Below are 23,973 nucleotides of genomic sequence, written 5' to 3'. Positions count from 1 at the left end.
TCTGTGTTCGGCTGCGCGCTTGCTCTTGGCAACGTGTGCACTATCCAGTAAGATTCGCCGTCTATTTTTCGCTGGGCGGCCTCTGAGGCTTTAGAGAATGAAAACTTTTACTGCTAAACCGGAAACAGTAAAGCGCGAGTGGTTCGTAGTCGACGCCGCTGGCCAGACCCTGGGTCGTCTGGCTACTGAAATCGCTACCCGTCTGCGTGGCAAACACAAACCAGAATACACCCCTCACGTTGACACCGGTGACTACATCGTCGTTATCAACGCCGAGCAGGTTCGTGTGACTGGTGCCAAGTCTTCCGACAAAATGTACTACTCCCACTCCGGCTTCCCGGGCGGTATCAAGGAAATCAACTTCGAGAAGTTGATCGCCAAGGCCCCTGAGCGTGTTATCGAAACCGCGGTCAAAGGCATGCTGCCTAAGAACCCGCTGGGTCGCGACATGTACCGCAAGCTGAAAGTGTACGCGGGTGCTGCTCACCCACACACTGCTCAGCAGCCTCAAGAACTGAAGATCTAACGGGATAGTTCATTATGTCGGCGACTCAAAATTACGGCACTGGCCGTCGCAAGACCGCAACCGCTCGCGTATTCCTGCGTCCGGGTACTGGTAACATCTCCATCAACAACCGTTCTCTGGACGTGTTCTTCGGTCGCGAAACCGCTCGCATGGTTGTTCGCCAGCCACTCGAGCTGACCGAAACCGTTGAGAAGTTCGACATCTACGTCACCGTTTCCGGTGGTGGTGTCAGCGGTCAAGCCGGTGCGATCCGTCACGGTATCACCCGCGCTCTGATGGAATACGACGAAACCCTGCGTGGCGCTCTGCGTCGTGCTGGCTACGTCACCCGCGACGCTCGTGAAGTCGAGCGTAAGAAAGTGGGTCTGCGTAAAGCGCGTAAGCGTCCTCAGTACTCCAAGCGTTAATACCGCTTCGGCAGTCGAAAAAAGCCCGGTTCCTTGGAACCGGGCTTTTTTTTTGGCTTGAACTAACCTGTCAGCATGTCAGTGGCCGCTTGTCGCATAGACGCAGATCAAGCAAAGCGCGGGTTGTCGCCCATGTCGGGGTAATCACCTTGTCAGTGTGTGGATTTGTTTCTTACCATGACGGCCAAATTTTAGTGCCATTGACACAACCTAAGTACGAGCCTGATTCAACAGGCCAAGCAAGCTGATGGGAGAGGACTGAATGAGCAATGACGGCGTCAACGCAGGCCGGCGCCGCTTCCTCGTAGCCGCGACATCCGTGGTCGGGGCGGCGGGGGCAGTGGGGGCTGCGGTACCGTTCGTGGGGTCATGGTTTCCCAGTGCCAAGGCGAAAGCCGCGGGTGCACCGGTGAAGGTCAATATCGCCAAGGTCGAGGCCGGGCAGCAGATGGTGGCCGAATGGCGTGGTCAGCCGGTATTCATCGTGCGGCGAACGCAGGAAATCCTCGGCAACCTGAAAAAAATCACGGGTGACCTGTCTGATCCCGAGTCCAAGGCCTCGGTGCAGCCGACCTACGTCGACCCTGAGGTTCGCTCGATCAAGCCGGAAATCCTCATTCTCGTCGGCCTGTGCACGCATCTGGGCTGTTCGCCCACCTTCCGCCCGGAAGTTGCGCCTGCTGACCTTGGTCCGAAGTGGGTGGGTGGCTATTTCTGCCCGTGCCACGGTTCCCACTACGACCTGGCTGGCCGTGTCTACAAGTCGCAGCCGGCACCTCTCAACCTGCCAGTGCCGCCGCACTCTTACGAGACGGACGACATCATTGTCATCGGCGTCGATCAGGAGAACGCATGATGAGCAAGTTCATGGACTGGATTGATGCTCGCTTCCCCGCCACCAAGATGTGGGAAGACCACCTGAGCAAGTATTACGCGCCCAAGAACTTCAACTTCCTGTACTTCTTCGGCTCCCTGGCATTGCTGGTGCTGGTCAATCAGATCGTCACCGGTGTGTGGCTGACCATGAGCTTCACGCCCTCGGCGGAAGAGGCGTTCGCCTCGGTCGAGTACATCATGCGTGACGTGGAATACGGCTGGATCCTGCGCTACCTGCACTCCACCGGTGCGTCTGCGTTCTTCATCGTGGTCTACCTGCACATGTTCCGCGGCCTGCTCTATGGCTCCTACCAGAAGCCGCGCGAGCTGGTCTGGCTTTTCGGCATGCTGATCTACTTGGCGCTGATGGCCGAAGCCTTCATGGGCTACCTGCTGCCGTGGGGCCAGATGTCGTACTGGGGTGCCCAGGTGATCATCTCGCTGTTCGGTGCCATTCCGGTGATCGGTGACGATCTCACCCAGTGGATCCGTGGTGACTACCTGATTTCGGGCATTACCCTGAACCGCTTCTTCGCCCTGCATGTGGTCGCCCTGCCAATCGTGATTCTTGGCCTGGTAGTGCTGCACATTCTTGCCCTGCACGAAGTGGGTTCGAACAACCCCGATGGTGTCGACATCAAGAAGAAAAAGGACGAAAACGGCATTCCGCTGGACGGCATTCCGTTCCACCCGTACTACACCGTCAAGGATATCGTCGGCGTGGTGGTGTTCCTCTTCGTGTTCTGCGCCGTGGTGTTCTTCTTCCCGGAAATGGGCGGTTACTTCCTGGAAAAACCGAACTTTGAGCAGGCCAACGCCTTCAAGACGCCTGAGCACATCGCACCGGTGTGGTACTTCACACCGTTCTACGCAATCTTGCGGGCGGTGCCTGACAAGCTGATGGGCGTCATTGCCATGGGCGCGGCCATCGCCGTGCTGTTCGTACTGCCCTGGCTCGACCGCAGCCCGGTGCGTTCCATGCGTTACAAGGGCTGGATCAGCAAGGTCTTCCTGCTGGTGTTCTGCGTGGCCTTCGTCATCCTCGGCGTGCTGGGCGTACTGGCGCCGACACCTGGGCGTACCTTGCTGTCGCAGGTGTGCACGGTGTTGTACTTCGCCTACTTCCTGCTAATGCCGTTCTACACAAGGCTTGAGAAGACCAAACCGGTTCCGGAAAGGGTGACTGGCTGATGAAAAAGTTTATTGCAGTATTTTTGCTGGCAGTGATGCCTGCCTTTTCCTTCGCTGCCGAACACGGCCTGGAGCTGGACAAGGCCGATATCGACCTGACCGACAAGGCCGCCATGCAGGACGGTGCGCGCACCTTTGCCAACTATTGCATGGGCTGCCACAGTGCCAAGTTCCAGCGTTACGAGCGGGTGGCCGATGACCTGGGTATCCCCCACGAGCTGATGCTCGAAAAGCTGGTGTTCACCGGTGCCAAGATCGGTGACCACATGCAGATCGGCATGAAGCCCAGTGACGCCAAGACCTGGTTCGGTGCCGCGCCGCCCGACCTGACCCTGGTCGCCCGTGTGCGGGGTACCGACTGGCTGTACACCTATCTGCGCAGCTTCTACGAGGACCCATCGCGGCCTTACGGGGTGAACAACAAGGTGTTCCCGAACGTGGGCATGCCTAACGTGCTGGTTGGCTTGCAGGGTAACCAGGTGATTGGCTGCAAGCAGGTGCAGACGGTAATCGATGGCAAGAAGCAATTCGACCCGTTGACCGGCAGCCCGATCACCCACGAAGCCTGTGACCAGCTGACCATCACGCCGAAATCCGGTACCCTGACCACCGAGCAGTTCGACGAGAAGGTCAAGAACCTGGTGACCTTCCTGGCCTATTCGGCCAACCCGGTCAAACTGGAAAGCCAGCGCATTGGTACCTACGTGTTGCTGTACCTGGCTTTCTTCTTCGTATTCGCCTATTTGCTCAAGCGTGAATACTGGAAGGACGTGCACTGATCACGCAGTAGTTTCTGGTTGTTGAACGCGCCTGGGGCGCCCTGGCAGTTTTGCCAGGGGGCCCCAGGCGCGTTTTCATTTACAGTTGTACAAGCATCCCGTGCGAGGAGCCGCTACATGGGCGCAACCAACAGGTTAGCCTGCTATTCCGATCCCGCTGATCACTATTCTCATCGGGTACGCCTTGTGCTGGCCGAGAAGGGTGTCAGCGTGCAGGTCATCGATGTCGACCCCAGTCGCCTGCCGGCCAAGCTGGCCGAGGCAAATCCTTACGGCAGTGTGCCGACCTTGGTCGACCGTGACCTGGCGTTGTATGAGTCGACCGTGGTGATGGAATACCTCGAGGAGCGTTACCCGCACCCGCCGCTGATGCCGGTGTACCCGGTTGCACGGGGTAACAGCCGTTTGCTGATGCACCGCATCCAGCGCGACTGGTGTGCCCTGGCCGACACCGTGCTGGACTCGCGCAGCACCGAGGCAGCCCGTGTCGAGGCGCGCAAGGCCCTGCGCGAAAGCCTCACCGGCGTCTCGCCATTGTTCGGTGAGTACGCCTGTTTCATGAGTGAGGATCAAAGCCTGGTCGATTGTTGTCTATTGCCCATACTCTGGCGCTTGCCAGTGTTGGGTATCGAATTGCCGCGGCAAGCCAAGCCGCTGCTGGATTACATGGAGCGGCAGTTTGCCCGCGAGCCTTTCCTGGCGAGCCTGTCCTCCGTAGAACGTGAAATGCGCAAGCTTTAAGGAGCTGTTGATGAACTCCAGTCGCCCCTATCTGGTTCGAGCACTGTATGAGTGGATCGTCGACAACGATTGCACGCCCCATATGCTGGTCAATGCCGAATACCCGAAAGTGCAGGTGCCGGATGGTTTCGCCAGTGATGGCCAGATCGTCCTGAATATTTCGCCAAGTGCCGTGCGCAGTCTGCACATGGATAACGACGCGGTCAGCTTCGAGGGCCGCTTCAGTGGCGTGGCCCATTCGCTGTTTGTGCCGGTTGGCGCCATCCTGGGTATTTATGCCCGCGAAAATGGCCAGGGCATGGTCTTCGAGCTGGAGTCATCGATGGATGGCGACGAGCTGGAAGACGATGATGTACAGCCGGACGACGATGGCCCGCCAGAAGGTGGGGGCCAACCGCCGCGCCCAAGTGGTCGGCCAAGCCTGAAAGTGGTCAAGTAACAAAAAAGGCGATCCAACCGGATCGCCTTTTTCTTTGCCGACTTCGGGTTACAGGTCGCTGATAGTGCGTACCTGGTCCTTGTTGATGCGGGTGCGCTTGCCATCGAGTTGCTGGAACTCGTAGAAGCCTGCGTCGCGGTCGTACTTCGGTGCGTCGACAGCCTGGATTTCACGGCCATCGTTGAGGGTGATCAGGCTTGGGGTGGAGCAGCCGGCCAGGGTGGCGAAGGTGCCGATCAGCAGGGCAGGCAGCAGAAGCTTTTTCATGCGGTGTTTCCTGGGTTTCTGAAAGGTGGGGCATTGTTGTTGCTTGTACTGGCCCTTTCGCGGGTAAACCCGCGAAGAGGCCGGTGCAGACAGCAATGAATCAGTCGATGTACTCGAACAGCTTGACGATCTTCTGCACGCCCGACACGCCCTGCACCACTGCGGTGGCCGAGTTGGCCTCCTTTTGTGTTACCAGGCCGAGCAGGTAGACGATACCGTTCTCGGTGATCACCTTGATGCGCGAGCTTGGCACGGCACTGTCACCCAGCATCTGGGTCTTGATCTTGGTGGTCAGCCAGGCGTCGTTGTTGCGTGCCAGGATGGAGGAGGGCTGCATCACCTGCAGCTCGTTGTGCACTTTCTTGACGCGCTGTACCTGGCCGGCGGTCTGCTCGGCGAGGCTCTTGAGGTCGGCGCGTGGGGTTTGGCCGGCCAGCAGGACGATGCCGTTGTAGCTGCTGACAACAATGTGCGAGCCCTTGTCCAGGTCAGGGCTGGCCTTGGAAATGTTCACCGAGGCCTTGGTCTCGATCAGCGAATCGTCGATCTTGCTGCCAATGGTGCGCGTACCGCGATCGTCTTCGATCGGCGAATTGCGGGTAGAGGTGAGTACCGAGCTGCAACCGGTGACGCTCAGGCACAGGGTCAGGGCCATCAGGCCGAGGCGCATAGGGGTCATTCTTCACTCCCGAACAGTTGGCTGTCGATCAGATCGCACAGGCAGTGGATCGCCAGCAGGTGGACTTCCTGGATGCGTGCGGTAACCGTCGAAGGTACGCGGATTTCCACGTCTTCGGGCAGCAGCAGTGAAGCCATGCCGCCGCCGTCGCGGCCAGTCAATGCTACGACAATCATTTCGCGGTCGTGTGCAGCCTGGATCGCCTGGATCACGTTGGCCGAATTGCCGCTGGTGGAGATCGCCAGCAGAACGTCGCCGGGCTGGCCCAGGGCGCGAATCTGCTTGGAAAAGACTTCGTTGTAGCTGTAGTCGTTGGCGATCGAGGTCAGGGTCGAGCTGTCGGTGGTCAGCGCGATGGCTGGCAGGCTCGGGCGCTCGCGCTCGAAACGGTTGAGCAGTTCCGACGAAAAGTGCTGGGCATCACCGGCCGAGCCGCCGTTGCCACAGGCGAGCATCTTGCCCTCGTTGAGCAGCGCATTGACCATGACCAGGCTGGCCTGCTCGATGTGCGGTGCCAGGATGTCCATTGCCTGTTGCTTGGTATCGATGCTGGCCTGGAACAGCCGGCGAATTCGGGATTGCATGTCCATCTGGTGACCTTAAGTGGGGCGGTGGCCTTTGCTGCGCGCATCAACGACCAGCCCGCGAAACATAGAGCAAAAAAAACGAAGTGGGTTCAGCATTCGAAGGCGTTTTTCAGCCATTGAAGCGGTTTGCCTGCATGGTGGCTGCCCTGCAGGGCGACTACGTCGAAGCGGCAGGGGTGGTTGCCCCAGTGGGGCGCCTTCTGCAGGTACAGGCTGGCGGCGAGCACCAGCCGTTTCTGCTTGCGCCCGTCGATGCTTTCGAGGGCGCCACCGAAGCACGCGTGCAACCGGTAGCGGACTTCGACGAATACTACTGTATCGGCGTCAAGCATGACCAGATCAAGCTCACCGCCTTTGCATCGCCAATTGCGCGCCAGCAGCTGCAGGCCCTGCCCTTGAAGGTACTCAAGGGCCTGGGTTTCAGCTGCTTGCCCGGCGCTGGTGGGCGACGCAGTTGCCATCAGCGTGCGGTGTCAGGCAGGCGCTTGACCTGGCCGCCGGCGAACTCGGCCCATGGCAGCTGGCGCTCGATACGCTGGTTGGCGTTGATGCTCAGGCTGCCCGAAAGGCCCTGGACGCGGTTGTCCGGCAGCGCTTTCAGCTGGCCCAGGCGCGGCGCCAGGCTGTAGGCATCGACGCCCATGGCGTACAGGCGGCCAAGGCTGCCAGCGGCCTGCGGCCATTGCTGTACCACCTGCTGGCGCAGGCTGTTGCTGGTGTCGAGCAGCCACGGCGTTTCGCAGAAGCGGATGCCGTTCATGTCGTTGTACTGGTTGACGTCACCGCTGGCGCTGTACAGGTTCGAGGTGGCGTATACCGGTACGTCACCGGCGTACTGGAAGTTCAGGGTCGGCTTGATCTGCTGGGCCTGTTGCGGGGTCGAGGCCAGGAAGATGAAATCGATATCCTGGCGGCGCGACGGTTGTGCGGCAATGCTGCCGCCTACCGTGCTTTGCAGGCTCTTGGCGCGGCCTTCGCTCTGGCGCAGCTGGAACAGGTCGGCGATCTGCTGGGCCAGGGCAACCGGCTGGGCGATGCGCTCGGCGGCGAGCAGGGTTCCGCCATTACCTTCCCAGTCCTGGCGGAAGGCGGCCAGCACGCGGTCACCCCATTCGCCACTCGGCACCAGAGCCACGGCGCGGACCATGCCGTCGGCGCGGGCGCGGCGGGCTACTTCGCGCGCTTCGTCTTCGGCAGCCAGGCCGAACTGGAACAGTTGCGGCGGGGCCTTTTGACCGGCGTCGGCGTAGTTCAGGGCCAGGGTGGTGATCGGCAGTTGTGGTTTGGCGGCCAGTTGTTTGACCAGTGGCTTTTCAAGCGGGCCGATGACCAGTTGCACGCCGGCGGCCTGGGCCTGGCTGTAGAAATCGTCGAGCGAGCCGATGCGCGAGCTGTCGAACACCTGCACCGCAGGCGCTGGCTGACCGGCTTGCTGGGCCTGGAAGTGGGCGGCCATGAAGCCGTCACGCAGGGCGCGGGCAACACCGGCCAGCGGGCCTTCCTGGGGCAGCAGCAGGGCAATCTTGGTCAGTGGCTGGCTGGCCAGTTCCTTGAGCTTGGTCAGTGCCTGCGGCAGTTGCTGGGCAGCAGGGTGGTCCGGGTGCTGTTTGACCCAGGTGTCGATGGCCGCTTGCTGCTGTTCCAGGGTGCCGGCGCTTTTCACGGCGAAGGCCAGGCTGGTCCAGCCGGCCAGGGTCTGGTCGTTGGCGGGCTGCTGCAGTTGTTCTGCCGGCAACGAGGCGACCAGGGCCCAGATAGCGTCATTGTTGGCGCTGGCAGCCTGGCCGCTGAGCAGCGGGGCCAGCAGCACGCGCTGTTGCGCGGCAGCCAGGGCCTGGCCGTCGGCTTCCAGGGCGGCGGCGTGCACGTTGTAGGTGCGCGCTTGCTGCTCTGCCGGCAGCTCGGCTACTCGTTGCAGGCTGGGGTGAGCCAGGGCGGTGAGGGCCGCCTTGGGCTGGTTGCGGCTCATGGCCAGCTCAGCCGCGAGGGTGCTGGCGAACACTTGCTGGGCCGGCTTGAGCGTGTCCAGCGGGACTTGCTCAAGAATGCGTGCGGCGCGTGGGAAATCCTTCTGCTTGTAGGCCAGGTCGGCCGCGCTCAGGCGCAGCAGTGCGGCGTCTTCCGCAGACTTGCTGGAAGCGGCCTTTTCGAGCAGTTGCTCGATGCTGGCGTCCGGGGTGCGCGGCAGTTCGCCCAGGCTGGATGAGGGCGAGCTGGCGCAAGCTGCCAGCAGGGCAGCGAGGCAGAGGGCTGTGAGCAGCCGCAGGCAAGCGATCATGTAAAGGTCCTGTTACTCGATCAAGTTGGCCGGCAATTGTACCCAAGCACTGGCCGGGGCGCGATGTTGCTGTGCTGATCCTTCACTGTAGGTGGCTTGCAGCTGATCGCCGGCGAAGTTCTTTGCGCCCTGTTGCAGGCGCTCGGGCTACAATGGCGCCTTTGATCCGAATGACAGGTGTGCGCAGTGACTGATGTGGCAGGGGCTTCGAAATCCACGGTGGGGACGCTGTATGTGGTGGCAACCCCCATCGGCAACCTCGACGACATGAGCGCCCGGGCGCTGAAGGTGCTGGCGGATGTGGCGCTGATCGCTGCCGAAGACACCCGCCATTCGATCCGCCTGCTGCAACACTTTGGCATCGACACGCCGCTGGCGGCCTGTCATGAACACAACGAGCGTGACGAGGGCGGGCGTTTTCTCACCAAGCTGCTGGCTGGCGAGAACGTGGCGCTGGTTTCCGATGCCGGCACACCGCTGATTTCCGACCCGGGCTACCACCTGGTGCGCCAGGCGCGGGCTGCGGGGGTGAGCGTGGTGCCGGTGCCGGGCGCCTGCGCCTTGATCGCTGCACTGTCGGCGGCCGGCTTGCCGTCGGACCGCTTCATCTTCGAAGGCTTCCTGCCGGCCAAGCAGGCAGGGCGCCGGGCGCGCCTCGAGCAGGTGAAGGAAGAGCCGCGTACGCTGATCTTCTATGAAGCCCCGCACCGTATCCTCGAATGCCTTGAAGACATGGAGCTGGTATTTGGTGGCGAACGCCCGGCACTGCTGGCCCGTGAACTGACCAAGACCTTCGAGACCCTCAAGGGCCTGCCGCTGGCCGAACTGCGCGCGTTCGTTGCTGGCGACAGCAACCAGCAGCGCGGTGAATGCGTAGTACTGGTGGGCGGCTGGAGCGCGCCGGAAGGCGAGCAGGCCATCAGTGGCGAGGCCCAGCGAGTGCTCGACCTGCTATTGGCCGAGTTGCCACTGAAGCGGGCGGCGGCGCTGGCGGCGGAAATTACCGGGGTGCGCAAGAACCTTTTGTATCAACTTGCCCTGGAAAAGCAGAAAGCCGAATAGTGGCAGTTTGATATAAATGCCGGTATTGCTTGTTCTTGTGCGCGCGTGCCGGTAACCTTGGCGGCGGAGAGTCGATCGGACAGTCGCTGCCTGTTTTCGTTCCGCAACTTTTTGTTGTGTGAGCAGCAGGGGGAGGAAAGTCCGGGCTCCATAGGGCAGAGTGCCAGGTAACGCCTGGGAGGCGCGAGCCTACGGAAAGTGCCACAGAAAATAACCGCCTAAGCACTTCGGTGCCGGTAAGGGTGAAAAGGTGCGGTAAGAGCGCACCGCACGGCTGGCAACAGTTCGTGGCTAGGTAAACCCCACTCGGAGCAAGACCAAATAGGGTTCCATCAGGCGTGGCCCGCGTCGGAACCGGGTAGGTTGCTAGAGGCGTCCAGTGATGGCCGTCGTAGAGGAATGACTGTCCTCGACAAAACCCGGCTTACAGATCGACTCTCCACCTTTTCCTCCCCTGCTTGATTCGATAGCAGATCCTCTCTGGTAATACCGAAAAAATCTTACTCTTCATAAATCACTTTAACTTCGAACTCCATTTGCTTGCGTGGGTTTGATTTTTCTCGTGTTTTCTTCGCCTTGGTAATCGTTCCACATTCCCTTATCGCGCTAAATCTCGGTCCTGTAAGGCTTTTCCTTATGAACGTGCCTTGACGGTGCTGCGGGCGGATTCCTATAGTGTGCGCAAGTGGCAGAAAGTGGGATGAAGTGGGTTTTCTGGCACAAAAAAGCTAATATTGTGGGGAATCGCAGCCGTGTTCCGCGGAGCCAACGCCGTCAGCCTCGATGCCAAGGGACGTCTCGCCATGCCGAGCCGGTACCGTGACGAGCTCGATTCGCGTTGCAATGGCCAGCTGATCGTGACCATTGACGCCGTTGACCCCTGCTTGTGCGTATACCCCCTCGATGAGTGGGAACAGATAGAAGCCAAGTTGCGAGCCTTGCCATCGTTGCGTGAGGAAAACCGCCGTCTGCAGCGTTTGCTGATCGGTAATGCGGTTGACCTGGAGCTCGATGGCAGTGGGCGTTTCCTGGTGCCGCCCCGCCTGCGTGAGTACGCCAAGCTCGACAAGAAGGCGATGCTGGTGGGGCAACTGAACAAATTCCAGCTGTGGGATGAAGATGCCTGGAACACGGTTTCGGCAGCCGACCTTGCAGCTATTCAACAACCGGGCGCCATGCCCGACGAATTGCGTGACCTGATCCTGTGACCATAGATAGCGGCTTCAACCACATTACCGTCCTGCTCGACGAAGCTGTCGAGGCATTGGCCCTGCGCGCCGACGGTTGCTATCTGGACGGCACCTTCGGCCGTGGCGGACACAGCCGGCTGATTCTCAGCAAGCTCGGGCCGCAAGGGCGGCTGCTGGGCTTCGACAAAGATCCACAGGCGATTGCCACGGGGCAAGCGCTGGCGGCCGAAGACGGCCGCTTTGTCATTGTGCAGCGCAGCTTTGCCGAGCTGGGCGCGGAAGTGGCCGAGCGCGGCCTGCACGGCAAGGTCAGCGGTGTGCTGCTGGACCTGGGCGTGTCCTCGCCGCAACTGGATGACCCCGAGCGTGGCTTCAGCTTCCTCAATGATGGCCCGCTGGACATGCGCATGAACCCGGACCAGGGCATCAGTGCCGCCGAGTTCATCGCCACGGCGCCTGTCGAAGAAATTGCCCGCGTCTTCAAGGAGTACGGTGAAGAGCGCTTCTCCGGCCGCATGGCGCGTGCCGTGGTCGAGCGCCGCGAAAAGGAGCCGTTCACCCGCACTGCCGACCTGGCTGAAGTGCTGAAGGTTGCCAACCCTGCCTGGGAAAAAGGCAAGAACCCGGCTACCCGTGCCTTCCAGGGGCTGCGGATCCATGTCAACAACGAACTGGGTGACCTGGAGGCTGGCCTTGAGGCCGCACTCGATGCGCTCGAGGTCGGTGGTCGCCTGGCAGTGATCAGTTTCCACTCTCTCGAGGACCGTATCGTCAAGCTGTTCATGCGCAAGCTGGTCAAGGGCGAGGCCGACAACCTGCCCCGTAACCTGCCGGTACAGCACAAGGTCTTCGAGCCGAAAATCAAGCTCATCGGCAAGGCCCAGTTCGCCTCCGAAGCCGAGCTCAAGGCCAACCCGCGGTCGCGTAGCGCCGTGATGCGTGTGGCGGAGAAGCTGCGGTGAGCAGGCTTTTCGCCAAGCCATTGCCAGGCGGAAGCTTCCTGATGCTTCTGCTGTTTGTCGGCGTGCTGGTTTCGGCCGTCGCCGTGTCCTACAGCGCGCACTGGAACCGTCAGTTGCTCAACACCCTTTACGGGGAGTTGAACGAGCGTGACAAGGCCCAGGCCGAGTGGGGCCGGCTGATTCTGGAACAGAGCACCTGGACCGCCGCCAGCCGTATCGAAAACCTGGCTTCCGAGCAGTTGAAGATGCGCGTGCCTTCGGCTGACGAAGTGCGGATGGTGGCGCCATGATGAAGCTCGAAGGCGCACTCTACCCGTGGCGCTTCCGCGTGGTGATCGGCTTGCTGGCAATCATGGTGGGTGCCATCTGCTGGCGCATCATCGACCTGCAGGTGGTCGACCGTGACTTCCTCAAGGGGCAGGGCGATGCGCGCAGCCTGCGTCATATTCCTATCCCGGCGCACCGCGGCCTGATTACCGACCGCAACGGTGAGCCATTGGCCGTGAGTACCCCGGTCACTACCCTGTGGGCCAACCCCAAAGAAATGCAGGCGTCCAAAGACCGCTGGCCACAGCTGGCTGCAGCGTTGGGGCAAAACCCGCAGCAACTGGTCGAGCGCCTGACCGCGCAGGCCAGCAAGGAGTTCATCTACCTGGTCCGCGGCCTGACCCCGGAGCAGGGCCAGCACGTACTCGACCTGAAGGTGCCAGGTGTATACGGCCTGGAAGAATTCCGCCGCTTCTATCCGGCCGGTGATGTCACTGCGCACATGGTTGGTTTCACCGACCTCGACGACCACGGTCGTGAAGGGGTGGAACTGGCCTATGACGAGTGGCTGGCCGGCGTGCCCGGCAAGCGCCAGGTGATCAAGGACCGGCGTGGCAGGCTGATCAAGGACATCCAGGTAACCAAGAACGCCAAGGCCGGCAAGACCTTGGCGTTGTCGATAGACCTGCGCCTGCAATACCTGGCTACCCGCGAGCTGCGCAACGCCATTGCCGAACAGGACGCCAAGGCCGGCAGCCTGGTGATCATGGACGTCAAGACCGGTGAAGTTCTGGCCATGGTCAACCAGCCAACCTACAACCCGAACAACCGCCGCAGCATGTTCCCGGCAGCGATGCGCAACCGGGCGATCATCGACGTGTTCGAGCCCGGTTCCACGGTCAAGCCGATTTCCATGAGTGCGGCACTGCAAAGCGGCCGCTGGAAGCCGACCGACAAGGTCGAGGTTTACCCGGGCAGCCTGCAGATCGGCCGCTACACCATCAAGGATGTGTCGCGCAGCGAGGGCCCGATCCTCGACCTGACCGGCATCCTGATCAACTCCAGTAACGTCGGCATGAGCAAGATCGCCTTCGACATCGGCGGCGAGGCCATCTACCGGGTTATGTCCCAAGTCGGCCTGGGCCAGTACACCGGCCTTGGTTTCCCGGGGGAGCGTGTCGGTAACCTGCCTAACCACCGCGAGTGGCGCAAGGCCGAGACCGCGACCCTTTCCTATGGCTACGGCCTGTCGGTGACTGCCCTGCAACTGGTGCATGCCTACGCGGCGCTGGCCAACGACGGCAAGATGGTGCCGCTGTCGATCATCAAGGTGGACAAGGCGCCGGAAGCCGTGCAGGCCATTCCGAAAGAAACCGCCGAAACCGTTCAGGGCATGCTGCAGCAGGTGATTGAAGCGCCGCGTGGCGTGTTCCGTGCCCAGGTGCCGTTCTATCACGTGGCCGGCAAGTCCGGTACCGCGCGTAAAGCCACCGTGGGTTCCAAGGGTTACACCGAAAACGCCTACCGCTCGCTGTTTGCAGGCTTCGGGCCAATGAGTGACCCGCGCTACGCCATCGTCGTGGTCATCGACGAGCCGGGCAAGGGTGGTTATTTCGGTGGCCTGGTTTCGGCGCCGGTCTTCAGCAAGGTCATGTCCGGCACCCTGCGTTTGATGAACGTGCCGCCAGACAACCTGCCGCCACCAGCACCCGCCGAACAGTCGCAAGTCAATGCAGCAGCCGCCAAGGGAGGGCGTGGATGATGACAATGCCATTAAGCAAACTTTTCGCTCACGCCAGCCGCGACCCGCTGATTCGTGAACTGACCCTGGACAGCCGCAGTGTGCGCCCGGGCGATCTGTTCCTGGCCGTGCCGGGTGCCAAGGTCGATGGCCGCGAGCATATCGCCGATGCCCTGGCCCGTGGCGCTGCCGCCGTGGCCTATGAAGAGCATGGCGCCAACGTTCTGCCGTTGACCGATGTGCCGCTGATTCCGGTCAAGGGCCTGATCGCGCAGCTGTCGGACATCGCCGGGCGCTTCTATGGCGAGCCCAGCCGCCAGCTGAACCTGGTGGGCGTGACCGGTACCAACGGCAAGACCAGCGTCACCCAGTTGGTAGCCCAGGCGCTTGATGTGCTCGGCCAGCGCTGCGGCCTTATTGGCACTTTGGGTACCGGTTTCTACGGTGACCTGCAAAGTGGTCGGCTGACCACGCCAGACCCGATTGCCGTGCAGTCGACCCTTTACGACCTGAAAAAGCAGGGCGCCAAGGCCGTGGCCATGGAGGTTTCCTCCCACGCCCTGGAGCAGGGGCGTGTCGCCGCATTGGCGTTCGACATCGCGGTCATGACCAACCTGTCCCGTGATCACCTGGACTACCACGGCAGCATGCAAGCCTATGAGGCGGCCAAGGCCAAGCTGTTCGCCTGGCCGAACCTGCGTTGCCAGGTGGTCAACCTGGATGACGACTTTGGTCGTCGCCTGGCCGAAGACTTTGCTTGCCGCCCGAGTGTCGACCTTGTCGAGACCCGGCTGCTCAGCTACAGCCTGGAAAACCCGGAAGCCTCGCTGTTCTGCCGCGAAGCCGTGTTCACTGACGATGGCGTGTGCGCCACGCTGGTCACCGCCCAGGGTGAGCGCACCCTGCGCAGCCAGCTGCTGGGCCGCTTCAACCTGAGCAACATGCTGGCCGCCGTGGCAACCCTGCTGGCGCTGGATTACGCGCTGGACGAAATCCTGGAGGTCACCCCGCGACTGCAAGGGCCGGTTGGCCGCATGCAGCGCTTGGGTGGCGGCCAAAAGCCGCTGGTGGTGGTCGACTACGCACACACCCCGGACGCCCTGGAAAAAGTCCTTGAAGCCCTGCGCCCGCATGCTCACGGCAAGCTGCTGTGCCTGTTCGGCTGCGGCGGCGACCGTGACCGCGGTAAGCGCCCTTTGATGGCTGAAGTCGCCGAGCGCCTGGCCGACCGCGTGTTGGTCACCGACGACAACCCGCGCACGGAAGACCCGCTGCGCATCTTCGATGACATCCGCCCCGGTTTCAACAAGCCTGACGACGTCGAGTTCGTCGCCGGCCGTGGCGAAGCCATTGCGCACCTGATCGCCTCAGCCGCTGCCAACGATGTGATCGTGCTGGCCGGGAAGGGGCATGAGGATTACCAGGAGATCAATGGCGAGCGCCATGACTTCTCCGACCTGATCGAAGCCGAGAAGGCCCTTGAAGCCTGGGAGGCTCCACATGCTTAAGCCGATGACACTCAGCCAGCTGACCACAGCACTGAGTGGTCAACAAGTCGGTGCCGACGCCACCTTCACCGGCGTCAGCATCGACAGCCGCAGCGTCAGCACCGGGCAGCTGTTCGTCGCCTTGGCCGGCCCGCGTTTCGATGGCCATGACTACCTGGCTGACGTTAAAGCCAAGGGCGCGGTTGCTGCGCTGGTCGAGCGTGAAGTAGCCGGTGTCGACCTGCCCCAACTGCTGGTCAAGGATTGCCGGGTAGCACTGGGTCAGCTCGGTGCCCTGAACCGCGCTGCTTTCGACAAGCCCGTAGTGGCCATTACCGGTTCCAGTGGCAAGACCACGGTGAAGGAAATGCTTGCCAGCATCCTGCGCACCCGTGGCCTGGTGCACGCCACCCGCGGCAACCTGAACAATGACCTCGGCGCACCGCTGACCCTGCTGGAAATCGCCCCGGAGCACAGCGTTGCGGTGATCGAGCTGGGTGCGTCGCGCATTGGTGAAATTCGCTACACCGTCGGCCTTACCCGGCCACAGGTGGTCATTATCAACAACGCCGGTACCGCCCATGTCGGCGAGTTCGGCGGCCCAGAAAAAATCGTCGAAGCCAAGGGCGAAATCCTCGAAGGCCTGGGCGAGGGCGGTACGGCCATTCTGAATCTGGACGACAAGGCTTTCGATACCTGGAAAGCCCGTGCCGGTGCGCACAAGGTCATCAGTTTCGCCCGCAGCGATATCAAGGCTGACTTCTACGCCAGCGACATTGGTCGCGATGCCCGTGGCTGCCCGTCGTTCACGCTGCATGGCGCCGGTGACTCGGTGGCTGTGCAACTCAACGTGCTGGGTGAGCACAACGTCAGCAACGCCCTGGCCGCCGCAGCCGCGGCCCATGCCGTTGGTCTGAGCCTGAGCGGCATCGCCGCCGGCCTGAATGCCGTGCAGCCGGTCAAGGGCCGCACCGTGGCGCAGATCGCGCCTAACGGCGTGCGGGTGATCGATGACAGTTACAACGCAAATCCCACCTCCATGTGCGCAGCCATTGATATACTCGCCGGCTTTTCCGGACGCACCGTCCTCGTGCTTGGGGATATCGGCGAATTAGGGCAATGGGCGGAAGAAGGCCACCGTCAGGTGGGTGACTACGCGCGTGGCAAGGTCGACGCCCTGTACGCAGTGGGTTCCAACATGACACATGCGGTCAAGGCGTTCGGCGCCAATGGCCGTCATTTCGCTACTCAAGCTGAGCTGATCGACGCGGTTAGCGCCGAAAATGCCAGCGATACCACTATCTTGATCAAGGGCTCGCGCAGCGCTGCGATGGAAAACGTCGTGGCGGCATTGTGCGGTGCCAGCGGGGAGAAACATTAATGCTGCTGCTGTTGGCCGAGTATCTGCAACAGTTCCACAAAGGCTTCGCGGTCTTCCAGTACCTGTCCCTGCGCGGGATCCTTGGTGTACTGACCGCGTTGTCCCTGGCGCTGTGGCTGGGGCCGTGGATGATCCGTACCCTGCAAATTCGCCAGATCGGCCAGGCCGTGCGTAACGACGGCCCGCAATCGCACCTGTCCAAGTCCGGCACCCCGACCATGGGTGGTGCTCTGATCCTGTCGGCCATCGCCATCAGCACACTGCTGTGGGCTGATCTATCCAACCGCTATGTGTGGGTGGTGCTGATCGTTACCCTGGCATTCGGCGCGATCGGCTGGGTTGACGACTACCGCAAGGTGATCGAAAAGAACTCCCGTGGGCTGCCAAGCCGCTGGAAGTACTTCTGGCAGTCGGTGTTCGGCCTGGCTGCAGCCGTGTTCCTGTACAAGACCGCGCCGACCAGCGTCGAGACCACGCTGATCCTGCCGTTCATCAAGGATGTCACCATCCCGCTGGGCGTCGGCTTCGTCGTATTGACCTACTTCGTCATTGTCGGCTCCAGCAACGCGGTCAACCTTACCGATGGCCTCGACGGCCTGGCAATCATGCCGACGGTGATGGTCGGCGGCGCCCTGGGCATCTTCTGCTACCTGTCGGGTAACGTGAAGTTCGCCGAATACCTGCTGATCCCTTACGTACCGGGCTCGGGCGAGCTGATCGTGTTCTGCGGCGCGCTGATCGGTGCCGGCCTGGGCTTCCTGTGGTTCAACACCTACCCGGCACAAGTCTTCATGGGTGACGTCGGCGCGCTGGCGCTGGGCGCCGCGCTGGGCACCATCGCCGTGATCGTCCGCCAGGAAATCGTGCTGTTCATCATGGGCGGCATCTTCGTGGTGGAAACCTTGTCGGTGGTGATCCAGGTCGCCTCCTTCAAGCTGACCGGCAAGCGCGTGTTCCGCATGGCGCCGATCCACCACCATTTTGAACTCAAGGGCTGGCCAGAGCCTCGGGTGATCGTCCGCTTCTGGATCATCACCGTGATTCTGGTGCTGATTGGCCTTGCAACCCTGAAACTGAGGTAGATGAGCGTGTCTTTGATCGCTTCCGACCAATTCCGCATCGTTGTCGGCCTCGGCAAGAGCGGCATGTCCCTGGTTCGCTTCCTGGCGAACCGGGGCATTGCCTTTGCGGTCGCCGACACCCGCGAGCTACCGCCGGAACTGGACACCCTGCGCCGTGATTACCCGCAGGTGGAAGTGCGCTGTGGCGAGCTGGACGTGGACTTCCTGTGCCGCGCCAACGAGCTGTACGTGAGCCCTGGCCTGGCCCTGGCCACCCCGGCCCTGCAGCAGGCAGCCGCGCGTGGCGTGAAGCTGTCCGGTGACATCGAGCTGTTCGCCCGGCACGCCAAGGCGCCGATCGTTGCCATCAGCGGTTCCAACGCCAAGAGCACCGTTACCACTCTGGTCGGCGAAATGGCCGCCAAGGCCGGCAAGCGCGTGGCGGTGGGCGGCAACCTCGGTACCCCGGCGCTGGACTTGCTGGCTGATGACGTCGAGCTGTACGTGCTGGAGCTGTCCAGTTTCCAACTGGAAACCACCGACCAGCTCAACGCAGAAGTGGCCACTGTGCTGAACATCAGCGAAGACCACATGGACCGCTACAGCGGCCTGCCGGCCTACCACCTGGCCAAGCACCGGATTTTCCGCGGTGCCCGCCAGGTGGTGGTCAACCGCCAGGACGCCCTGAGCCGGCCACTGCCGGTGGAAGGCCGCCCATGCTGGACCTTCGGCCTCAACCAACCCGACTTCAAGGCCTTTGGCCTGCGTGAAGTGGACGGTGAAAAATACCTGGCGTTCGAATTCCAGGCGCTGATGCCGGCGCGCGAGCTGAAGGTTCGCGGTGCCCACAACCAGTCCAACGCCCTGGCGGCACTGGCCCTGGGGCATGCCGCTGGCCTGCCGTTCGAGCCCATGCTCGAAGCCCTGCGTGAGTTCGGTGGCCTGGCCCACCGGTGCCAGTGGGTGCGCGAGCGTAATGGCGTGAACTGGTACGACGACTCCAAGGCCACCAACGTCGGTGCTGCCCTGGCCGCCATCGAAGGCCTGGGTGCCGATATCGAAGGCAAGTTGGTGCTGATCGCCGGTGGCGACGGCAAAGGTGCTGAATTCACTGCGTTGCGCGAGCCCGTCAAGCGCTTCTGCCGCGCCGTGGTATTGCTTGGCCGTGATGCCGAGCGCCTGGCCGAAGCGTTGGGTAATGACGTGCCGCTGGTACGGGTCAAGACCCTCGAGGACGCCGTGCAGCAGTGTGCCGAACTGGCCCTGGCCGGCGATGCGGTGCTGCTGTCGCCGGCGTGCGCCAGCCTCGACATGTTCAAGAACTTTGAAGAGCGCGGGCGCCTGTTTGCCCAGGCAGCGGGAGGTCTTGCATGATCTTCGGCATCTTCAAGCCCTACCCGTCGCCGCTGATCAGCGGTCGTGGCATCGACCTGGACTTCCCGATGCTCGCCGGCTGCCTGGCCTTGCTTGGCCTGGGCCTGGTGATGATCACCTCGGCGTCCTCGGAAGTGGCCGCGGTGCAGTCGGGAAACCCGCTTTACCACATGTTCCGCCACCTGGTTTACGTGTTCCTTGGCCTGGTTGCCTGCGGCGCGACCATGCTGGTGCCGATCGCCACCTGGCAGCGCATGGGCTTCATGATGCTGCTGGGCGCCTTCGGCCTGCTGGTGCTGGTGCTGGTGCCGGGTATCGGCCGTGAAGTGAACGGCTCCATGCGCTGGATCGGCTTCAGCTTCTTCAACGTCCAGCCTTCGGAAATCGCCAAGGTGTTCGTGGTCGTCTACCTGGCGGGTTACCTGGTGCGCCGGCAGACCGAAGTGCGCGAAACCTGGATGGGCTTCTTCAAGCCGTTCATCGTGCTGCTGCCCATGGCCGCCCTGCTGCTGATGGAGCCGGACTTCGGTGCCACCGTGGTGATGATGGGCGCGGCGGCGGCCATGCTGTTCCTCGGCGGGGTTGGGCTGTTCCGCTTCAGCCTCATGGTGGTGTTGGCGGTGCTGGCGGTGTTTGTGCTGGTACAGGCGCAGCCCTACCGGATGGCGCGGCTTATCACCTTCACCGACCCGTGGTCCGACCAGTTCGGCTCGGGTTACCAGCTGACCCAGGCACTGATCGCCTTCGGGCGTGGCGAGTGGCTGGGTGTTGGCCTGGGCAACAGCGTGCAGAAGCAGTTCTACCTGCCCGAAGCGCACACCGACTTCGTGTTCTCGGTACTGGCCGAAGAGCTGGGTGTGGTCGGTTCGCTGCTGACCATTGCACTGTTCGTGTTCGTGACCGTGCGTGCCCTGTACATCGGCCTGTGGGCCGAGAAGGCCAAGCAGTTCTTTGCCGCCTATGTGGCCTTCGGCCTGGCGTTCCTGTGGATCGGCCAGTTCCTGATCAACATCGGGGTGAACGTCGGCCTGCTGCCAACCAAGGGCCTGACGCTGCCGTTCCTCAGTTACGGGGGCAGTTCGCTGGTGATCTGTTGCGCCTGCGTAGGCCTGTTGCTGCGTATCGAGTGGGAGAGCCGCACGCACCTGGGCAGCGAGGAACACGAGTTCAGCGAAAGCGATTTTGCCGAGGAGACCAGTCATGGGCGCTGACGGCAAGAACATACTGATCATGGCGGGCGGCACCGGGGGCCACGTATTCCCGGCCCTGGCCTGCGCCCGTGAGTTCCAGGCGCGTGGTTTTACCGTGCACTGGCTGGGCACCCCGCGTGGCATCGAGAACGAGCTGGTGCCACAGGCTGGCCTGCCACTGCACCTGATCCAGGTCAGCGGCCTGCGCGGCAAAAGCAAACTGTCGTTGCTCAAGGCGCCATTCACCCTTATCAAGGCCGTGCTGCAGGCGCGACGCATCATTCGCCAGCTCAAGCCGGTCTGCGTGCTGGGCTTTGGCGGCTACGTGACCGGCCCCGGCGGTGTGGCCGCGCGGCTGTGCGGCGTGCCGCTGGTGATCCACGAGCAGAACGCCCGTGCCGGTACCGCCAATCGGTTGCTGGTGCCACTCTCGGCGCGGGTCTGCGAAGCTTTCCCGAACACCTTCGAGGCCAGCGACAAGCGTCGCACCACCGGCAACCCGGTGCGCCCGGAGCTGTTCATGGATGCACAACGCGCGCCCCTGGCCCAGCGCCGTGCGCGCCTGCTGGTGCTCGGTGGCAGCCTGGGTGCGGAACCATTGAACAAATTGTTGCCTAAGGCCCTGTCCGAGGTCCCTGCCGCGCTGCGGCCAGAGGTGTTCCACCAGGCCGGTAAGCAACACGCGCCAATCACCGCCGAGCGTTATCACGAGGCGGGCGTCGAGGCTCAGGTAGAGCCCTTCATCAAGGACATGGCCCAAGCCTATGGCTGGGCCGACATGGTGGTGTGCCGGGCCGGTGCCCTGACCGTCAGCGAGCTGGCGGCAGCAGGCCTGCCTTCGATGCTGGTGCCTTTGCCCCACGCCATCGACGACCACCAGACCCACAACGCCCAATATCTGGCCCGCGAAGGCGCTGCCTTCCTGATGCCACAAGCGACAACTGGCGCAGCGCAGCTCGCTGAACGCCTGAACGAGGTGCTGATGCAACCCGAGAAACTCAACGTCATGGCAGGCACCGCACGGCGCCTGGCCAAACCTGCTGCAACCAGCACCGTGGTCGATATCTGCCTGGAGGTGGCCCATGGTTGAAAGCCAGAAAGCCATGCCCCATCCGAAGATGGGCCGTATCCGCCGTATTCACTTCGTCGGTATCGGCGGCGTGGGCATGTGCGGCATTGCCGAAGTGTTGCTGAACCTGGGCTATGAAGTGTCCGGTTCGGACCTGAAAGCTTCGCCGGTGACCGAGCGCCTGGAATCGTTCGGCGCCGAGATCTTCGTCGGCCACCGCGCCGAGAACGCCGCTACCGCTGACGTGCTCGTCGTGTCCAGTGCCATCAACCCGGCCAACCCGGAAGTGGCTACCGCCCTCGAGCGACGCATTCCGGTAGTGCCACGTGCCGAAATGCTCGCCGAACTGATGCGCTACCGTCATGGTGTGGCCGTTGCCGGTACCCACGGCAAGACCACCACCACCAGCCTGCTGGCGTCGGTGTTCGCTGCCGGTGGCCTGGACCCGACTTTCGTTATCGGTGGCCGCCTGACCGCTGCCGGTACCAATGCCCAGCTGGGCACCAGTCGCTACCTGATCGCCGAAGCAGACGAAAGCGATGCGAGCTTCCTGCACCTGCAGCCGATGGTGGCCGTGGTCACAAACATCGACGCCGACCACATGGCGACCTACGAAGGTGACTTCAACAAGCTGAAGAAAACCTTCGTCGAGTTCCTGCACAACCTGCCGTTCTACGGCTTGGCGGTGATGTGCCTGGACGACCCGGTGGTGCGCGAAATCCTGCCACAGGTGAAACGCCCGACGGTGACCTACGGCTTCAGCGAAGAGGCCGACATTCGCGCCATCAACGTGCGCCAGCAGGGCATGCAGACCCACTTCACCGTGCTGCGCCGTGACTGCGAGCCGCTGGAAGTGTCGGTGAACATGCCTGGCAACCACAACGTGCTCAACGCACTGGCCACCATCGCCATCGCCACCGACGAAGGCATCAGCGACGAAGCCATCGTCCAGGGCCTGTCCGGCTTCCAGGGTGTCGGTCGCCGGTTCCAGGTGTACGGCGAGCTGCCGGTGGAAGGCGGCAGCGTGATGCTGGTCGACGACTACGGCCACCACCCGACCGAAGTGGCTGCGGTGATCAAGGCCGTGCGCGGTGGCTGGCCAAGCCGCCGCCTGGTGATCGTCTACCAGCCCCACCGCTACAGCCGCACCCGCGACCTGTACGACGATTTCGTCCAGGTGCTGGGCGATGCCAACGTGCTGCTGCTGATGGAGGTCTACCCGGCGGGCGAAGAGCCGATCCCGGGTGCCGACAGCCGTCAGCTGTGTCACAGCATCCGCCAGCGCGGCAAGCTGGACCCGATCTACATCGAGCGCGGCGCCGAGCTGGCACCGCTAGTCAAGCCACTGCTGCGCGCTGGCGACATCCTGATCTGCCAGGGTGCCGGTGATGTCGGCGGCCTGGCCCCGCAATTGATGAAAAGCCCGCTGTTCGCTGGCGCCAAGCAGGAGAAGTCGAAATGACCAGCGCCTACGAAAAACTGCACTCGACCCTGGACGTCAAGGCGTTCGGCCGCGTCGCCGTGCTGTACGGTGGCAAAAGCGCCGAGCGTGAAGTGTCGCTGAAGTCCGGTGCGGCGGTGATCGACGCGCTGACCACTGCCGGTGTCGACGTGGTCGCCATCGACGTCGGTGACGACCTGCTCACGCGCCTGCAAAGCGAAAAGATCGACCGCGCCTTCATCATCCTGCACGGCCGTGGCGGTGAAGACGGCAGCATGCAAGGCCTGCTGGAGTGCCTGGGCATCCCTTACACCGGCAGTGGCATCCTTGCCTCGGCGCTGGCCATGGACAAGCTGCGCACCAAGCAGGTGTGGCAGAGCCTGGGCATTCCGACCCCGCGTCACGCGGTGTTGGCGAGCGAAAACGATTGTTTGTTGGCCAGTACGGAACTGGGCTTCCCGCTTATCGTCAAACCCGCCCATGAAGGCTCTAGCATCGGCATGGCCAAGGTGAACAGCGCCCAGGAACTGGTCGCCGCCTGGCAGGACGCCGCCAAATACGATTCCCAGGTACTGGTGGAACAGTGGATCCACGGCCCGGAGTTCACCATCGCGGTCTTGCGCGGCCAGGTGCTGCCGCCGATCGCCCTGGGTACGCCGCACGTGTTCTACGACTACGACGCCAAGTACATCGCCAACGATACCCAGTACCGCATCCCGTGCGGCCTGGATAGCGTCAAGGAACAGGAACTGATCGACCTGACCGCACGCGCCTGTGATGCCATCGGCATCGAAGGCTGGGGGCGGCTGGACGTGATGCAGGACGAGCAGGGCCGGTTCTGGCTGCTCGAAGTCAACACCGCACCGGGCATGACTGATCATAGCCTGGTGCCAATGGCGGCCCGCGCGGCTGGCCTGGACTTCCAGCAACTGGTGCTGGCAATCCTGGCTGAAAGCGTGACGACGCGAGGTTAACAAC

General features: G+C 62.4%; 25 protein-coding genes and 1 other RNA gene. 21 read left to right on the top strand and 5 right to left on the bottom strand.

The features are described 5' to 3' along the window. The first annotated feature begins 97 nt into the window (after positions 1-97). The 7 genes from rplM (at position 98) to MRBLPB4O_RS23250 (ending at position 4,959) form a co-directional block, all read left to right on the top strand. Entirely contained in the window at positions 98-526 is a 429-nt protein-coding gene (gene rplM / locus MRBLPB4O_RS23280) for a 50S ribosomal protein L13 (RefSeq protein WP_003251819.1), read from the top strand. 14 nt (positions 527-540) lie between these two features. Continuing rightward, complete coding sequence (gene rpsI, locus MRBLPB4O_RS23275; RefSeq protein ID WP_003260797.1) at positions 541-933, top strand: 30S ribosomal protein S9; 393 nt, start codon at positions 541-543, stop codon at positions 931-933. Between the two features lie 262 nt (positions 934-1,195). Beyond that, complete coding sequence (gene petA, locus MRBLPB4O_RS23270) at positions 1,196-1,789, top strand: ubiquinol-cytochrome c reductase iron-sulfur subunit (RefSeq protein WP_016498033.1); 594 nt, start codon at positions 1,196-1,198, stop codon at positions 1,787-1,789. Next, on the top strand, positions 1,789-3,000 hold the full coding sequence (locus MRBLPB4O_RS23265; protein ID WP_003251825.1) for a cytochrome bc complex cytochrome b subunit: 1,212 nt from the start codon (positions 1,789-1,791) through the stop codon (positions 2,998-3,000). The genes petA and MRBLPB4O_RS23265 overlap by 1 nt, the downstream gene beginning before the upstream one ends. Further along, complete coding sequence (locus tag MRBLPB4O_RS23260) at positions 3,000-3,779, top strand: cytochrome c1 (protein WP_341796719.1); 780 nt, start codon at positions 3,000-3,002, stop codon at positions 3,777-3,779. Before MRBLPB4O_RS23265 ends, MRBLPB4O_RS23260 begins: the two co-directional genes overlap by 1 nt. Before the next feature lie 117 nt (positions 3,780-3,896). Next, positions 3,897-4,520: a glutathione S-transferase N-terminal domain-containing protein gene (locus MRBLPB4O_RS23255; RefSeq protein WP_341796718.1), complete on the top strand. Its 624-nt coding sequence runs from the start codon at positions 3,897-3,899 to the stop codon at positions 4,518-4,520. Between the two features lie 10 nt (positions 4,521-4,530). Further along, entirely contained in the window at positions 4,531-4,959 is a 429-nt protein-coding gene (locus MRBLPB4O_RS23250) for a ClpXP protease specificity-enhancing factor (protein ID WP_258653920.1), read from the top strand. 48 nt (positions 4,960-5,007) lie between these two features. Here MRBLPB4O_RS23250 and MRBLPB4O_RS23245 read toward each other — a convergent pair whose 3' ends face one another. The 5 genes from MRBLPB4O_RS23245 to MRBLPB4O_RS23225 form a co-directional block, all read right to left on the bottom strand. Continuing rightward, the gene (locus MRBLPB4O_RS23245) at positions 5,008-5,226 is read right to left on the bottom strand and encodes a YgdI/YgdR family lipoprotein (RefSeq protein ID WP_016488976.1); all 219 of its coding nucleotides are present in this window, start codon (positions 5,224-5,226) and stop codon (positions 5,008-5,010) included. Positions 5,227-5,326: 100 nt separating this feature from the next. Then, complete coding sequence (locus tag MRBLPB4O_RS23240) at positions 5,327-5,905, bottom strand: BON domain-containing protein (RefSeq protein WP_016498037.1); 579 nt, start codon at positions 5,903-5,905, stop codon at positions 5,327-5,329. Next, entirely contained in the window at positions 5,902-6,495 is a 594-nt protein-coding gene (locus MRBLPB4O_RS23235) for a phosphoheptose isomerase (RefSeq protein ID WP_012274070.1), read from the bottom strand. Before MRBLPB4O_RS23235 ends, MRBLPB4O_RS23240 begins: the two co-directional genes overlap by 4 nt. Positions 6,496-6,581: 86 nt before the next feature. Next, positions 6,582-6,953 carry a YraN family protein gene (locus MRBLPB4O_RS23230; RefSeq protein ID WP_341796717.1) on the bottom strand — a complete coding sequence of 124 codons (372 nt, stop codon included), beginning with the start codon at positions 6,951-6,953 and terminating at the stop codon, positions 6,582-6,584. After that, on the bottom strand, positions 6,953-8,770 hold the full coding sequence (locus MRBLPB4O_RS23225; protein ID WP_341796716.1) for a penicillin-binding protein activator: 1,818 nt from the start codon (positions 8,768-8,770) through the stop codon (positions 6,953-6,955). Before MRBLPB4O_RS23225 ends, MRBLPB4O_RS23230 begins: the two co-directional genes overlap by 1 nt. A 186-nt stretch (positions 8,771-8,956) precedes the next feature. Between MRBLPB4O_RS23225 and rsmI the strand changes: the two genes are divergently transcribed. From rsmI to MRBLPB4O_RS23155, 14 genes are all read left to right on the top strand, one after another. Next, the gene (gene rsmI, locus MRBLPB4O_RS23220) at positions 8,957-9,832 is read left to right on the top strand and encodes a 16S rRNA (cytidine(1402)-2'-O)-methyltransferase (RefSeq protein ID WP_341796715.1); all 876 of its coding nucleotides are present in this window, start codon (positions 8,957-8,959) and stop codon (positions 9,830-9,832) included. Between the two features lie 67 nt (positions 9,833-9,899). Further along, positions 9,900-10,275: RNase P RNA component class A (gene rnpB / locus MRBLPB4O_RS23215), an RNA gene on the top strand. A 309-nt stretch (positions 10,276-10,584) separates the two neighbouring features. Continuing rightward, entirely contained in the window at positions 10,585-11,040 is a 456-nt protein-coding gene (gene mraZ, locus MRBLPB4O_RS23210; RefSeq protein ID WP_019439042.1) for a division/cell wall cluster transcriptional repressor MraZ, read from the top strand. A 2-nt stretch (positions 11,041-11,042) separates the two neighbouring features. Then, positions 11,043-11,984, top strand: a complete 942-nt coding sequence (rsmH, locus tag MRBLPB4O_RS23205; RefSeq protein WP_169725190.1) for a 16S rRNA (cytosine(1402)-N(4))-methyltransferase RsmH — start codon at positions 11,043-11,045, stop codon at positions 11,982-11,984. After that, positions 11,981-12,274: a cell division protein FtsL gene (gene ftsL / locus MRBLPB4O_RS23200; protein WP_063422309.1), complete on the top strand. Its 294-nt coding sequence runs from the start codon at positions 11,981-11,983 to the stop codon at positions 12,272-12,274. The genes rsmH and ftsL overlap by 4 nt, the downstream gene beginning before the upstream one ends. Next, positions 12,274-14,013, top strand: coding sequence for a penicillin-binding protein 2 (locus MRBLPB4O_RS23195; RefSeq protein WP_162471779.1), 1,740 nt, complete (start codon positions 12,274-12,276; stop codon positions 14,011-14,013). The genes ftsL and MRBLPB4O_RS23195 overlap by 1 nt, the downstream gene beginning before the upstream one ends. After that, on the top strand, positions 14,013-15,500 hold the full coding sequence (locus MRBLPB4O_RS23190; RefSeq protein ID WP_341796714.1) for a UDP-N-acetylmuramoyl-L-alanyl-D-glutamate--2,6-diaminopimelate ligase: 1,488 nt from the start codon (positions 14,013-14,015) through the stop codon (positions 15,498-15,500). Before MRBLPB4O_RS23195 ends, MRBLPB4O_RS23190 begins: the two co-directional genes overlap by 1 nt. Further along, complete coding sequence (gene murF, locus MRBLPB4O_RS23185) at positions 15,493-16,860, top strand: UDP-N-acetylmuramoyl-tripeptide--D-alanyl-D-alanine ligase (protein WP_341796713.1); 1,368 nt, start codon at positions 15,493-15,495, stop codon at positions 16,858-16,860. Before MRBLPB4O_RS23190 ends, murF begins: the two co-directional genes overlap by 8 nt. Continuing rightward, the gene (gene mraY / locus MRBLPB4O_RS23180; protein WP_016498046.1) at positions 16,860-17,942 is read left to right on the top strand and encodes a phospho-N-acetylmuramoyl-pentapeptide-transferase; all 1,083 of its coding nucleotides are present in this window, start codon (positions 16,860-16,862) and stop codon (positions 17,940-17,942) included. Before murF ends, mraY begins: the two co-directional genes overlap by 1 nt. A 6-nt stretch (positions 17,943-17,948) precedes the next feature. Continuing rightward, entirely contained in the window at positions 17,949-19,295 is a 1,347-nt protein-coding gene (murD, locus tag MRBLPB4O_RS23175; RefSeq protein ID WP_341796712.1) for a UDP-N-acetylmuramoyl-L-alanine--D-glutamate ligase, read from the top strand. After that, complete coding sequence (ftsW, locus tag MRBLPB4O_RS23170) at positions 19,295-20,506, top strand: putative lipid II flippase FtsW (protein WP_169725189.1); 1,212 nt, start codon at positions 19,295-19,297, stop codon at positions 20,504-20,506. The genes murD and ftsW overlap by 1 nt, the downstream gene beginning before the upstream one ends. Then, positions 20,496-21,575: an undecaprenyldiphospho-muramoylpentapeptide beta-N-acetylglucosaminyltransferase gene (gene murG, locus MRBLPB4O_RS23165; protein ID WP_341796711.1), complete on the top strand. Its 1,080-nt coding sequence runs from the start codon at positions 20,496-20,498 to the stop codon at positions 21,573-21,575. The genes ftsW and murG overlap by 11 nt, the downstream gene beginning before the upstream one ends. Next, positions 21,568-23,016 (top strand): UDP-N-acetylmuramate--L-alanine ligase, encoded by a 1,449-nt coding sequence (gene murC, locus MRBLPB4O_RS23160; RefSeq protein ID WP_016498049.1) that lies wholly within the window; start codon positions 21,568-21,570, stop codon positions 23,014-23,016. The genes murG and murC overlap by 8 nt, the downstream gene beginning before the upstream one ends. Continuing rightward, positions 23,013-23,969: a D-alanine--D-alanine ligase gene (locus MRBLPB4O_RS23155; RefSeq protein WP_063422306.1), complete on the top strand. Its 957-nt coding sequence runs from the start codon at positions 23,013-23,015 to the stop codon at positions 23,967-23,969. Before murC ends, MRBLPB4O_RS23155 begins: the two co-directional genes overlap by 4 nt. Positions 23,970-23,973: the final 4 nt, after the last annotated feature.

The organism is Pseudomonas sp. LPB4.O, assembly GCF_038383825.1.
In the GTDB taxonomy this organism is placed as follows: Bacteria; Pseudomonadota; Gammaproteobacteria; order Pseudomonadales; family Pseudomonadaceae; genus Aquipseudomonas; species Aquipseudomonas putida.
This window is presented reverse-complemented; position numbering and strand designations above follow the sequence as displayed.